Origin of the sequence: Campylobacter sp., assembly GCF_017646085.1 — a bacterium.
Classification (GTDB): domain Bacteria; phylum Campylobacterota; class Campylobacteria; order Campylobacterales; family Campylobacteraceae; genus Campylobacter.
On sequence record NZ_JAGCNF010000099.1, the window covers coordinates 1 to 14245 of the forward strand.

Here is a 14245-nt window from a genome sequence, read left to right on the forward strand (position 1 = left end):
ATAGGGCTATTGAGAGCGTTCGTCTTGGGGTGAAGGACTTTTTGACAAAACCATTTGATATTGATACTTTGGCTACGGCAATTAAACGAACTAGCGTAATAACTCAAAAAACTAAAGCTAAAAAACCAGATACTACTTTAAATATAAAAAATAGTAGTTTTTTATCTGTATCTGCAAATTTAGATAAAACTCTAAACATCGCCAAAAAGGCAGCCCAAACAGATGTAAGTGTAATGATAATGGGTGAGAGCGGTGTAGGTAAAGAGCTTTTTAGTAGATATATTCACGAAAACTCAAAACGTAAAGAAGCAGCATTAATGGCTATTAATATGGCTGCAATACCTGAAAATCTACTCGAGAGCGAGCTATATGGATATGAAAAAGGCGCTTTTACTGACGCTACAACGACCAAAAAGGGACTTTTTGAATTAGCAAATGGCGGTACTTTATTTTTGGACGAGATTGGAGAGATGCCTCTAAATTTACAACCTAAACTTTTACGAGCAATCCAAGAGCGTGAGATTGTTCGTGTAGGAGCTAGCAAACCAATTAAGATAGATGTAAGAATAGTAAGTGCAACAAATGCAAATTTAGAACAAAAAGTCGCAAATGGCGAATTTAGAGAGGATCTATTTTATCGCTTAAATACTGTTCCACTTAAAATACCTCCACTTAGAGAGCGCAAAGATGAGATTGAAGGTATTGCAAATGCTACTCTTAAGCGAGTTTGTGTTGAATATGAGCTAGGGCAAAAAGAGTTTAGCCAAGAGGCTATAAATGAGCTTTTAAGTTATGATTATCCGGGCAATATTAGAGAGCTTATTAGTATTGTTGAGCGTGCTGCTATATTAAGTGAAGGCAATAGTATTAGTAAAGAGGATTTATTTATTTACGCTAAAAAATAATTTAGATTTAAATTTGACTTATATTAAGCTAAATTTAGATAAAATGATGGTTTAAATTTAAATCTAAGGCGTAGTATGAGAAAGTATAGTATAGCAGTAGTTGGAGCTACTGGAGCTGTAGGCGAAGAGATTTTTCGTGTTTTAGAAGAGATGGATTTTCCAGTTGGCGATGTATTACCGCTTGCTAGTGCAAAGAGTGTTGGAAAAGAGATTGAATTTAAAGGCAAAAATTATCCAATTGTAGAGCTTACCGATACTGTATTTGATGAGCATGAGGTAGATATTGCATTCTTTAGTGCTGGCGGTAGCATATCGGCTCATTTTGCACCATTTGCAGCTGCAAGCGGGGCAGTAGTCATAGATAATACTAGTCATTTTAGAATGGATCCAGAAGTACCTTTAGTAGTACCTGAATGTAATCCAAGCGATATTGCTCAGTGGCAAAATAAAGGCATCATAGCAAACCCTAATTGCTCTACAATTCAGATGGTACAGGTGCTAAAACCTCTTGATGATGCATTTGGAATTCAAAGAGTTGATGTAAGCACATATCAAGCTACAAGTGGCGCAGGTAAAAAAGGGATGGAAGAATTAGTTATGCAGATGCAAAAATTCTTTGAATTTAAGCTTGATGAGTGTGAACCAAGTGCATTTAAACACCAAATTGCACTAAATGTAATTCCGCATATTGATGTATTTTTAGATAATGACTATACAAAAGAAGAGATGAAAATGGTCAATGAAACACAAAAAATTCTTCACAAAGATATGCAAGTAAGTGCAACTTGTGTGCGTGTACCAGTTCTTAGAAGTCATAGTGAGAGCATAACTATCAAATTTAAAACTCCAATTGATGCACAAAAAGCAACTCAAATTCTAAAAAATGCCCCAAGTGTTGTAGTTCAAGATAGCCCAAAAGATAATCTTTATCCAATGCCAATTCATGCAAGCGATACAAATGAGACATATGTTGGTAGAATTAGAAAAGATAATTATGATGAGAGCATACTTCATTTATGGTGTGTTGCTGACCAAATTAGAGTTGGCGCTGCGACAAATGCGGTTAGAATCGCACAAAAATGGATAGAGATGCAAGAGCAGAATGGATAATATTAAAAATAAGATAGAAAAGATATTTGAAGGACTTTTATGGAAGTCTAGAATGGTTACATTGCTACCAGTAATCTTTGGGTTACTTGGAGCTTTTGTAATGTTTATTGTTGCTAGTTATGATATTGTTAAAGTAATAGTTTATGCATGGAATTATCTAATCATTGGCGATCATAGTATAGATCTACATAGTGATGGTGTTGGCCTTATTATTGGAGCTATAGATCTATATTTGATGGCGTTAGTCTTTTTTATCTTTAGCTTTGGGATTTATGAGCTTTTTATTAGTGAAATCGACACTATTAAAAGCTCTAGACAAGCTAGAGTACTTGAGGTGCATAGCTTAGACCAGCTCAAAGATAAGATTGGCAAGGTCATTGTAATGGTTTTAGTGGTTAACTTTTTTCAACGTGTTTTACATGCAAAATTTACTACACCTCTTGAGATGGTCTATCTAGCAATATCTATTTTGGCTCTTTGTTTAGGCTTATACTTCTTGCATAAGAGTTCACACCATTAGCATTAAAGGATATTTATGATTTTTATAGATGCATGTTTGGGCAAGAAAACACCTTATACTCCAGTTTGGATGATGCGTCAAGCTGGTAGATATCTGCCTGAATATATGAGAGTTAGAGCTGAAGCTGGTGATTTTTTATCACTTTGCAAGGATTATGAAAAAGCTAGCGAAGTTACACTTCAGCCAGTTGATATTTTAGGCGTAGATGCAGCAATTTTATTTAGCGACATATTGGTTGTGCCTATGGAGATGGGTATGGAGCTTAAATTTGTAAAAGGCGAAGGTCCAGTATTCCCTAAACCAATTGCTACAATGGAAGATCTAGATAGGCTAAGCAGCGATAAAGCTATTAAAAATCTAAGCTATGTCTATGATACGATTAAATTAACTAGAGATAAACTAGCAAAAGATAAAGCTTTAATAGGATTTTGTGGCGCTCCATGGACAGTAGCTACATATATGATAGAGGGCGGAAGCACAAAAACATACAATATCTGCAAAAAAATGGTATATGATAATCCACAATTCCTTCATGCTATTCTTCGCAAGGTAACAAATGCACTTAAATTATATCTAGCTGAACAGATCAAATCTGGAGTAAATGCTGTTCAAATTTTTGATAGTTGGGCTGGAGCATTGGAAAAAAGTGCTTATATGGAATTTGGCTTTAGTTATATCAATGAGATTGTTGATTACCTAAAGACAAATTTTCCAGATATCCCCGTAATAGTATTCCCTAAAGGAATTAGTGGCTTCTTAGATGATATTAGTGGGAATTTTGATGTATTTGGCGTAGATTGGAGTACACCACTTACAAATGCTAAGAAATCTTTAGGTGCCAAATATGTTTTACAAGGCAATATGGAGCCTACAAGACTATACAACAAAGATGCAATTGATGAAGGCGTAGATGAAATTTTATCTATAATGGGTGGCAAAAGACATATATTTAATCTTGGCCATGGTATTCTGCCAGATATTCCAGTTGAACACGCTAAATATTTTATCAAATCTGTTCAAGAAAAATCTGCAAAATATACAAAATAATGGGATATAAATTTATTTTTGGCCCAGTGAGTAGCCGCCGCTTTGGCAGCTCTCTTGGGATTGACCTTAGTCCAGATCAAAAAAGCTGCAACTTTGATTGTTTATACTGTGAATTAAAAAAAGCTAAAACTGTACGAACTATAAAAAATGAGCCAAAACCAGAAGTAATTATAAATGAACTCAAAAGAGCTCTTGGCGAATTTAAAGATATTGATGTTATAACTCTTACAGCTAATGGCGAGCCAAGTTTATATAGCGATTTATCAAGTTTAATTACACAGATTAATAACATTAAAACTACACAAAAATCACTAATCCTTAGTAACGGAAGTGCTGTTTTAAATCCTAATGTAGCTTGCTCTCTTTTAAAACTTGATATTGTTAAATTTAGCCTTGATAGCGTAAATCCAAAAACATTTCGCCAAATTGATAGAAGTATCGACCAAATAAATGTAAATGAACTAGTAGAGCTTATGTCTAAATTTAGATCCAAATTTAGTGGCGAGCTTATTATGGAGGTTTTAGTTGTGGCTGGATATAATGATAATGAAAATGAGTTTATTGCATTAAATAACGCTTTTAAAAAGATTTTACCTAACAGAATAGACATTAGCACCATAGATCGTCCACCTGCTCATAATGCCAGTGGTGTTAGTAGCGAAATTTTGCATCATTTAGCCACTTTTATAGATGCTGCTCCAGTTAATATAGCTTCTAGAATGCCTTTAAAATCCAAATTTGATTATAGTAAAGATGAACTTGAAAAGCTTTTAAAACTTCGCCCTCAAAGTTTATATGATATAGAAAATAACTTTACTACAAATGCAAAAATAAATTTAGAACTACTAAAAGACGAAGGTAAAATCATAGAATGCGACCTAGCTGGGATGAAATTTTATAGAATTTAAAAAAAATTTCTAATTTAAGCTAAATTTAATTGACAAATAGCTAATTATTAGCTATAATTCCAACTCATTTATACGATATTCCGGATTAGCTCAGCGGTAGAGTAGTCGGCTGTTAACCGATTGGTCGCTGGTTCGAATCCAGCATCCGGAGCCACTTACCTCTTAAATATCCATATATTAATCAATATGTTTTTAATAAATATCAATTAACTAATATATAGCTTTAATTAATTCTATATAATGACTAAGCAAGATACACTTTGCTATTTGATAATATTAATTTTTTAGAGTTTATAAATTTTATCTAGATAGGATTTATAAACTCCTTTTAACAATAAGCTATGCTTCATTTGACTAAAGTATTTAATTTAGATTTTGTATACAATATTTTCTTTAGTTTTTCGTTCAATATAAAACACTATTCTTCTGTTGTACTCATATTCTTAGAATTTATCATATCTATATTTTTAATATTTTATGCTCTTTAGATATTGATTGGCTCACTATTTTGATTAAGCCAATATACTAATGATTTAAAAATAAAATATTATCAATAACAAAAATTCTCACCAGATGCATAACATTTATAGCTATCTATTGCCTCTTGAATCTTATTACGAGATTCACTTACTACGCACTCTGTATATCTCTCTAAATCTTTAATATAATCTTCTACATCATCTCTACAAGAATTTTTAAATGTTTTAAAAGATGTCGATGAACCAATGCATATAGGTTTCATTGGCTCTCTACAATAACTATATAAAGTAGATACTAAAACTAAAGAAACAAAAATATATCTAAACATATTACGCTCCAAAATAAACATATAAGAAAATAAAAAATAGATTCTACAATAAAAGAACTTATATAGAAATTACTTCTTAAATCAAAAGTTAAAGGATAGGCTAAACATAAGAGTTCTTATTATTTTACATAGTTATAAACTATGCAATAATCTTTTGCGTTGTCTTAATTAGCACAGTTTATTTTATTAATATTATTTATAATTTTCACTAATCTAGTCGTTTTATTGCTTATATTCTATTATCCTTAGCAAATGTGATAATAAACTCACTTCCTACGCCTTTTTGACTTTTTAAATTTATATTAGCGTGATGTATATTTAAAATTGATTTGACAATAGATAATCCAAGACCTGTGCCACCTACTCTTTTACTACAAACCTTATCAACACAAAAAAATCTTTCAAATATCCGCTCTTGCATACTATGTTCAATACCAATTCCATTATCTTGTATGGATAATTCTATACTTCGTGGAAGATTTCTAAGTTTGATTTTAATCCAGCCACCTGGATTATTATATTTAATAGCATTGTCACATAAATTAAAAATCGCATGTCCTAGCAACTCTCTTGAGCCAAATATATAAGCCTCTTGAAGTTCGAGCTTAAATTTAATCTCATATTTTTTAGCCAACTCTTTTAAATTTGCTTGTGTCTCTAAAATAAGATTAGATAGCTCAACCTTAGCAAATGGGATCTTTGCACTAGATTCATCTAAAAACGAGAGTTTTAAAATATCTTCTATTAGGCGTAAAAGGCGTTTTGATTCATCATAAATAGTGTCAATAAAATACGGCAAATCATCGCTTTTTACTAGGTTATTTTTAATCATTTCTACATTACCCATTATAGAAGTTAGTGGAGTTTTTAACTCATGAGTGACATTAGCGCTAAATTCTTTACTTAAATTTTGATTTCTTTTAAATTCAGTAATATCGCATATAACGATAATTAATCCCTTAAATTTGCCTTTTGATGAAAAAATAGGAGAAAAAACTATCTCACACTCTACAAGCATATCTTGCATAAATACAATTTGCTCTCTTATCTCATCTTTTATTTTTCCATCTTTAAAATCTCGTAAATTATTTAGTAAAAGCTTTAAAAATAGATCATTTGAAATTTCAGATATATTTGTATTTTTATCTAAATTTACAAAATATTTTTGAGCACTTGGATTTATACTTAAGATCTCGCCAGATCTATTTATAATAATAAGGCCATCTTTCATCCCTTTAGTAAGAGATTGAAGTTCTTGTCTTTTTTGTTTTAAATTTTTAAATTGGCTTTTGATAATTTTGTTTTGTTTTTTAAGGGTTTCTATTAAAATTTTAAGCTCTGGATATGGTAGATTCTCATCTAAATTTTTTAAATCAATATCATAAATTGGTCGTAAAATTATATATGTTAGATACTTAGCTAGAAAAAACGAAAATATCAAAACAGCAATAATCTCACAAATAATATAAGGGATAAAGCTTAGAAAAATATCATATAAATACTTTTGTTCTTTGGCAATTCTTAATACAAAATCACCATTATAAGTAGAAATTTTGACTGCGTAATATATCTGGCGTTTTAGAAGCGTATCTGAGTAGCGAATGCTTTTAGATTCCCCATTTTGCATTGCGCTTTTTATCTCAAAGCGATCGCTATGATTGTCTAAATTTGAACTAAAATTATCATAGATTACAATTCCATATTTATTAACTATACTAATTCGATAAATACTATGTAATTCTTTTAAATTTGCAAAAGAGTTATCTTTTATTGATATTGCGACCTCATCTTTGATCTTGTTTGCATAATTTTTTAGTCTATCAAAAAGATCATTTTTAAGCACAGATTCTATCGAAAATATCAAAAATAAATTTACAAATAGCGCCAATCCCAACATAGAAAAAATAATAAAATAAAATACTCTTTTTTTCATATCAATCTTTTATTAGCTTATAGCCTACTCCATGAATTGTTTTGATTATATCAGCCTTATTACCAAGCTTTTTTCTTAAGGTTTTGATATGCATATCAACTGTTCTGCTCTCTTTATCATAGCCATAACCCCAAACCATCTCCAAAAGCATATCACGGCTAAAGACTTGATTTGGATTTTGTAATAAAAAACCAAGTAGCTCAAATTCCTTCAAAGTCAATTCTAAGATTATGCCATTAATTTTTACAATATGATTTTTATATGAAAACTCTAATCCATCAAAGGTTATATCGCTATTTTGTTCTTTTATAGCTTTACGTCTAAAAACTACTCTAATACGGGCCAAAAATTCCATCACACCAAAAGGTTTTGCAATATAATCATCAGCGCCTAAATCCAGCCCTTTTACCTTATTAATCTCGCTATCAAGCGCTGTAAGCATCAAAACGCAAATATCTTTATATCTAAGACTACTTTTTATATCTTTTAAAATTTCAAATCCATCAGCATCTGGCAACATCACATCTAAGACTAGAATTTGTGGTATTTCATCCTTTAGGGCTTTATAAAAATCGCTAGCTAAGCCAAAGCCTTTAACTGGAATATTTTGAGATTTTAAAGCATAACAAATCAGATCTAAAATAGCCTTTTCATCCTCTAGTACATATACCATTAAATTCCTTTTAAATTTGATAAATTATAACAAACTTACCCAAATTTTCCCAAAACATAGTCTTGTGTTTTTTTATGTTTTGGTTTATTAAATATCTTTTTAGTATCATCATATTCAATTACTTCACCCATCCAAAAAAATGCTGTCTTATCTGAAATTCTGTGGGCTTGTTGCATATTATGAGTTACGATAATAATCGTATAATCCTTTTTAAGCTTTAAGATTAGCTCTTCAATTTTAGATGTAGAGATAGGATCAAGCGCACTTGTAGGCTCATCCATTAGTATCACCTCTGGATCTACTGCTAGAGTTCTTGCTATACATAGCCTTTGTTGCTGTCCTCCACTAAGACCTATAGCTGAACTATGCAATCTATCTTTTAAATCATCCCATAAAGCCGCATCTTTTAAACTTTTTTCTACTATACTATCTAGGCTATCTTTATCTTTTATTCCATGAGTTTTGGGTCCAAAAGTTATATTATCATATATACTCATAGCAAATGGATTTGGCTTTTGAAATACCATTCCTACTCGCTTTCTAAGCAAATTTATATCATAATCTTTACTATAAATATCCCTATCATGAAATAAAATCTTGCCATCAATTTTACAATCTTCTACTAAATCATTCATACGATTGAGGGTTTTAATAAATGTAGATTTGCCACAACCACTTGGCCCTATAAATGCCGTAACTTCGCCTTTGGTAATTTGCATATCTATATTTTTTAATGCATGAAATGAACCATAATGTAAATTTAATTTTATTATATCAAAACACTTCTTCATCAATTATCCTTTAAAATCTTTTTAGCTATAAAATTTGAAATAAAATTCATAAAAAATACAATAACAATTAATACCATCGCTGTGCTATAGGCTTCATTTATATGAAGTCCTTCACTAGATATAGCATACATATGCACGCTTAGCGTTCGCCCTGAATCCATCGCTCCAGCAATCTGGGCTACGCTTCCTGAGGTATAAAGCAAGGCCGCACTCTCCCCTACAATTCTACCAATACTTAAAATAACACCAGCTAAAATTCCAGCTGTAGCGCTAGGTAAAATGATTGTAAATATAGTACGAAGCTTGCTAGCACCAAGGGCTAAAGAGGCCTCTTTATAGCCAATTGGAACAGATTTTAAAGCTTCCTCGCTACTTCTTAAAATCAGCGGTAAAATCATAATACTAAGAGTTAAAACCCCAGCTATAAAGCTAGTTTTAAATCCAAAATATATAACAAAAGCAAGATAGCCAAATAGTCCATATACAATACTTGGAATTCCAACTAATGTATCTGAAGTTACTCTTATAAGATTTAAAATTTTACTATTTTTTTTACTATATTCATTTAGATAAATTGCACCAAAAATCCCAAGAGGCATAGCAATAGCTAAAGAACAAATAACCATATTTATAGTATTTATAAGTGCTGGCATTAACGATACATTTGTACTGTTATACTCCCACTCAAATAAGCTTGGAGTAATATAAATAATCCCTTTAATAAAGATAAAAAGAGTAATCCCAAAAAATACAAAAAGTACACTAATAATAGCAAATTTAAGCAAAAATAATAAAAATATCGACAGATAATCTATATTCACTTTTTACTCCTTTTTAAAGCACTAAAGCTAATATTTATAATTAAAATAAAGACAAAAAGCACAACTGCATTAGCAATCAATACATCTTTATGTAAATTTGCAGCATAACCCATCTCAAGCACGATATTTGTAGTCAAAGTTCTTACACCATCACTTAAAGAGTGTGGAATTTGAACTTGATTACCAGCTACCATTATAACAGCCATCGCTTCTCCAATAGCTCTACCAACTCCTAAAATCACAGAGGCTAAAATTCCGCTTTTTGCAGCTGGCACAACAGCAAAAAACACAGCTCTCTCAGGGGTTGCTCCAAGAGCTAAGGCGCCTTCATAATAGCTCTTAGGTAAAGCCTCAATAGCTGCTTTTGATACTAAGATAATTGTAGGTAAAACCATAATAGCTAAGATTAAAGAGGCTGCTAAAACACTCTTTCCAGAGACACCACTAAAAATATTAGATATTAAAGGTACTACTATCACAAGTCCAAAAAATCCATAAACAACAGATGGAATAGCTCCTAAAAGCTCCACAGCTGGCATAATAATGCCCTTTAATCTTTTAGGACAAAAATATGCTAGATACACAGCACTTAATACCCCAATAGGCACACCTAATGCTATAGCTAAAGCTGTAACATAGATGCTTCCAACAATCATAGGAAAGATACCAAAAATCTCCTCATCAGGATACCAATCCATACCAAAAATAAACTCCAAAAAGCCTATTTGTGATATAGTTGCAAAAGCATTAAAAAACAAAAATATAGCTATAACGCCAACAGCAAAGATAGAAAATCCAGCACTAAGGGCAAAAAGCCCTTGAAATACTCTCTCTTTTAACATACTATTTTACTCTATCCCAATCTGTAATCTCTCCTGCAAAGATCTTTTTTACACTCTCTTTGCTTAATGAATCAATTGAATTTTCTTTATTTACTATTACAGCTAGACCATCTAATGCTAGAATTTGAGTCTTTAGACCGCTTTTTAACTCGCTAGCTTTAAATTCCCTTGATACCATAGCAATATCAGCGATTTTTTCTATAGCTGAGTTAATTCCTGTAGTAGAGTCGCTTTGTTGTATCTCTATAGTTGCATTTGGATTTACTAATTTATAGCCCTCTTTTAGTTTTTCCATTAATGGAGTAATAGAGCTAGACCCAGCTACTACAATCTTACCACTAGGTTTTGCTGAGCTAAATTCATTATCATAAATAGCGATATATCCAGCTTTTTGGATTATATTTTTAGATAAATTTGAGCCTATATAACCTAAAAAATCACTTACTAATTCATTATCGCTACTTATAGCTAGGTTAAATGGACGATAAACTGTATAAGATTTATTATTAACATTTTCTACGCTTGGCGTAACTCCATCTATTTTTACAGCTTTTACTGTATCGTTTAAAGAACCAAGTGAGATATAGCCAATTGCATTTTTTGAGTTTGCAACCGTAGTTATCATAACTCCAGTTGAGTTAGTCACTTCAGCTTTTTTAGATGTAGCATCTATTTTTTTATTGCCAATTTGCTTTTTAACACCGAATATATCAACAAATGCTCCCCTTGTTCCAGAACCCATTTCACGAGATATTGGATAGATATTCTCAGCCGCCAAATAGTTGCTAATCCCACACAACACAAAAAGTGCAACAATATATTTTTTAAACATTTTAACTCCTTTGATTTAAGTTGTAAAATTATAAAAAAAAGTTGTAAAGTCAAAATGTAATAAATGTAAATTTGATGTAAAGTTTGAAAAATTTAAATTTAAAAGAGTTTAATCTTAATTATGATAAAATCACTCTTTTTTAAATTTAAGGACTATTTTATGATGAGATCGGTTTTACCGCTTGGATTTATCGCAGCTTCTAGGTTTTTTGGGCTTTTTATTATTTTACCAGTTCTTAGTCTTTATGCTCTTGAGCTAGATGGTGCTAATGAGTTTTTAGCTGGGCTTACTATTGGTGCGTATGCGATTACACAGATGATTTTTCAAATACCTTTTGGAAGCTTAAGTGATAAATTTGGCCGTAAATTTATGATGTGTGTGGGATTAATTATCTTTATAATTGGTTCATTTATATGCGCTATAGCTAATGATATCTATATTATGCTACTTGGTAGATTGCTTCAAGGATGTGGCGCTGTAGGTGCTGTGGCTACTGCTATGATAAGTGACTTAGTAAGCGAAGATAAACGATCTAAAGCTATGGCTATGATGGGCGGTATGATTGGAATCGCTTTTGCACTTTCTATGGTTCTTAGCCCGCTTTTAAGTCGTGAATTTGGTCTTTCTAGTCTATTTTATCTATCTATTATTATAACAATCTTTTGTATATTTTTACTCTTTAGCGCAGTGCCAAAAGAGCCAAAAATCCACCACCACGATCCTAAAGTACCATTAATGCAGCTTTTAAGTCAAAAAGATTTAGCTATAATGAACTTAACAAATTTAATGCAAAAAATGCTAATGAGCTGCGCCTTTGTAGCTATACCAATTGTATTAGTAAAATCTCTAGGATATGAGAGTGATAATTTATGGATTGTATATTTAATCTCTATGATTTTTGGATTTATTGCTATGGGAATGGCTGGATTTTTAGGCGATGGTAAAGGGCATAGCAAAAAGCTTTTATTAATTGGCGTAGTACTTTTTATCACTTCTTTTATAGGATTTGGATTAGCAAATTCGGCCATAATTTTTATCATTTCAGTAGTTATATTCTTTATAGGATTTAATATCCACGAGCCAATTATGCAAAGCTGTGCTAGTAAATTTGCTAAAGCTAGCCAAAAAGGTTCAGCTCTTGGAATTTTTAACTCATTTGGTTATTTGGGTAGTTTTCTTGGTGGAGCCGTAGGCGGATATTTGCTACATAGTTATAGTATTACCATTTTAGCTATAGTTTTAGCTATTGCTTCAACTATCTGGCTAATAGTATTACTAGGACTAAACGATCCAAGAATATTCCAAATAATACGCCTAAAAAATGCTGATATATCAAAACTAGACAATATAAATGGAATAGTAGATCGCTACAATCAAAATAATCAAAATATAATCAAATTCAACTCTAAAATCATCAGCCAAGATGAAATTATTGCTATTTTAGGAGTCAAAGATGAAGAGCTATGATGAAAATCTAAAAATCCTAAAAAGCATAACTCCAAAATGGACACTAAACGAGAGAATCCCGTTAACTAACGCACTTAATAGAATATTAGCTAGTGATATAATAGCACAAGATCCACATCCAGCCTATCCAACATCAGCAATGGATGGTTATGCAATAAAATTTGATAATCAAAATAGCAAAATCAAAGTAATAAATATTACACCAGCTGGACATGATAGCGATATTAATATAAATGATGGCCAATGCATTAAAACCCTTACTGGTGCATTAGTGTGCAACCAAGCCGATACTATAGTACCAATAGAAAATGTAAAATTTGATGGTGAATATATAGAGATTATCAAAAAAGTTCCTAAAGGTTTTGCTATTAGAGACATAGGCGAAAGCTATAAAGCTAAAGAACTTTTAATCAAAGCTGGAACTAAGCTTGGCTACTGCGAACTAGCACTTTTATCTGAATTAGGATATAGTTATATAAATGTCTTAGTTGCTCCTAGAGTCGCTCTATTAAGCACTGGTAGTGAGGTATTAGATATCGGTCAAACCAGAGAGAATAAAAGTCAAATATATAGCTCAAATAGTATATCAATTTCATCTTTGCTAAAACTTATGGGTTGTGAGCCAATCATTATGCCAATAATAAAAGATGATAAACAATCCATACAAAATGCAGTTCAAAATGCTCTTAATCAAGCTGATTTTCTTATCACAACTGGCGGGGTTAGCGTAGGAGATTTTGACTTTATGCGAGATATTGCTAGAGAAGCTCAAATAATAGTAGATGGTGCTAGTATTAAGCCTGGTAGACATATTAAAGTAGCCAAAATTAATAATAAATTTATCTTTGCATTGCCTGGTTTTGCCTATTCTGCAATTGTGACTTGTGTGCTATTTTTTAGAGAATTTATAGAACATAGTTTTGGGACAAATCTAGCCCATAAATCAAAAGCTATTTTAAAAGAGGATTATATCAAAAAATCGCCATACGAAGAGTTTAGCGCTGCTACTTTAAGCAATGATAATGGAGTATTAAAAATCTCAACAGAATCTAAAAAATCAGGCAGTTCAGCTATTATTAGCAATCTTACTGGTGGCGCAGTTTTATTGCGCTGTCCAAGCCATAAAACTAAATTAAATGCTGGTGAAGTAGTAGAATATATAGAAATTTAGCCAAATTATCGGCTAAATTTCAAAACCTCAAAGCCATATTTTGCCCCATCAAAACCTAAAAATCCTATAGTTCCTTTAATATTTGGATCAATTTTTAAAGTGGCTTTTATATCTTTTTGACTTGAATTTATAGTAATTTCATCACCATTTTTTAATTTTGCAGCAATACCAAAATAGCTCCCAGCCCTAAACTCATTACAATGTGGATGAGTAAAAATCACAGCATTATCATAGTTTGGAATTGTCTTAAGCTCTGTTAATTGGCCATTTAGTTCTATCTCATCACCATTTAAATTTACTATTTTAAAGCCAAATTTGCTTTTTAAAAGCGATAAAATAGCTTGTGAACTGCTCTTATTAGTTTCAAAAATCTCATCACTAATTATGCAAATATCGCAATTTTTGATAAACTCACAT

At 31.5% G+C, this 14245-nt stretch carries 15 protein-coding genes and 1 tRNA gene; 8 read left to right on the plus strand and 8 right to left on the minus strand.

Annotation, left to right across the window (positions count from 1 at the left end; translation table 11 throughout):
• From J6V67_RS05250 to J6V67_RS05275, 6 genes are all read left to right on the plus strand, one after another.
• Positions 1–905, plus strand: a 905-nt coding sequence (locus tag J6V67_RS05250) for a sigma-54 dependent transcriptional regulator (RefSeq protein WP_291859782.1), incomplete at its 5' end; no start/stop codon positions are given.
• Positions 906–980: 75 nt separating this feature from the next.
• On the plus strand, positions 981–2015 hold the full coding sequence (locus tag J6V67_RS05255) for an aspartate-semialdehyde dehydrogenase (RefSeq protein ID WP_291859785.1): 1035 nt from the start codon (positions 981–983) through the stop codon (positions 2013–2015).
• A complete protein-coding gene (locus J6V67_RS05260; RefSeq protein WP_291859788.1) occupies positions 2008–2535 on the plus strand; it encodes a YqhA family protein in 528 nt (175 codons plus the stop codon). Before J6V67_RS05255 ends, J6V67_RS05260 begins: the two co-directional genes overlap by 8 nt.
• 15 nt (positions 2536–2550) lie before the next feature.
• Positions 2551–3582, plus strand: coding sequence for a uroporphyrinogen decarboxylase (gene hemE / locus J6V67_RS05265; protein WP_291859791.1), 1032 nt, complete (start codon positions 2551–2553; stop codon positions 3580–3582).
• On the plus strand, positions 3582–4490 hold the full coding sequence (locus tag J6V67_RS05270; protein ID WP_291859793.1) for a radical SAM protein: 909 nt from the start codon (positions 3582–3584) through the stop codon (positions 4488–4490). The genes hemE and J6V67_RS05270 overlap by 1 nt, the downstream gene beginning before the upstream one ends.
• 79 nt (positions 4491–4569) lie before the next feature.
• Positions 4570–4644 (plus strand) — tRNA-Asn (locus tag J6V67_RS05275).
• Between the two features lie 396 nt (positions 4645–5040).
• Here the strand turns inward: J6V67_RS05275 and J6V67_RS05280 are convergent.
• From J6V67_RS05280 to J6V67_RS05310, 7 genes are all read right to left on the minus strand, one after another.
• Positions 5041–5298, minus strand: coding sequence for a hypothetical protein (locus J6V67_RS05280; RefSeq protein WP_291859794.1), 258 nt, complete (start codon positions 5296–5298; stop codon positions 5041–5043).
• Between the two features lie 229 nt (positions 5299–5527).
• Positions 5528–7231 (minus strand): ATP-binding protein, encoded by a 1704-nt coding sequence (locus J6V67_RS05285; protein ID WP_291859797.1) that lies wholly within the window; start codon positions 7229–7231, stop codon positions 5528–5530.
• 1 nt (position 7232) lies between these two features.
• Complete coding sequence (locus tag J6V67_RS05290; RefSeq protein WP_291859801.1) at positions 7233–7904, minus strand: response regulator transcription factor; 672 nt, start codon at positions 7902–7904, stop codon at positions 7233–7235.
• A gap of 35 nt (positions 7905–7939) precedes the next feature.
• Positions 7940–8695, minus strand: a complete 756-nt coding sequence (gene pstB / locus J6V67_RS05295; protein WP_291859803.1) for a phosphate ABC transporter ATP-binding protein PstB — start codon at positions 8693–8695, stop codon at positions 7940–7942.
• Positions 8695–9516: a phosphate ABC transporter permease PstA gene (gene pstA, locus J6V67_RS05300; RefSeq protein WP_291859806.1), complete on the minus strand. Its 822-nt coding sequence runs from the start codon at positions 9514–9516 to the stop codon at positions 8695–8697. Before pstA ends, pstB begins: the two co-directional genes overlap by 1 nt.
• Positions 9513–10358, minus strand: a complete 846-nt coding sequence (gene pstC, locus J6V67_RS05305; protein ID WP_291859809.1) for a phosphate ABC transporter permease subunit PstC — start codon at positions 10356–10358, stop codon at positions 9513–9515. The genes pstA and pstC overlap by 4 nt, the downstream gene beginning before the upstream one ends.
• A gap of 1 nt (position 10359) precedes the next feature.
• Positions 10360–11190 carry a substrate-binding domain-containing protein gene (locus tag J6V67_RS05310; RefSeq protein WP_291859812.1) on the minus strand — a complete coding sequence of 277 codons (831 nt, stop codon included), beginning with the start codon at positions 11188–11190 and terminating at the stop codon, positions 10360–10362.
• 159 nt (positions 11191–11349) lie between these two features.
• Here J6V67_RS05310 and J6V67_RS05315 point away from each other — a divergent pair, with 159 nt between their 5' ends.
• Positions 11350–12657, plus strand: a complete 1308-nt coding sequence (locus J6V67_RS05315) for an MFS transporter (protein ID WP_291859815.1) — start codon at positions 11350–11352, stop codon at positions 12655–12657.
• Positions 12644–13828 (plus strand): molybdopterin molybdotransferase MoeA, encoded by a 1185-nt coding sequence (locus tag J6V67_RS05320; RefSeq protein ID WP_291859817.1) that lies wholly within the window; start codon positions 12644–12646, stop codon positions 13826–13828. The genes J6V67_RS05315 and J6V67_RS05320 overlap by 14 nt, the downstream gene beginning before the upstream one ends.
• Positions 13829–13833: 5 nt before the next feature.
• Here the strand turns inward: J6V67_RS05320 and J6V67_RS05325 are convergent.
• Positions 13834–14245, minus strand: a 412-nt coding sequence (locus J6V67_RS05325; RefSeq protein ID WP_291859820.1) for a hypothetical protein, incomplete at its 5' end; no start/stop codon positions are given.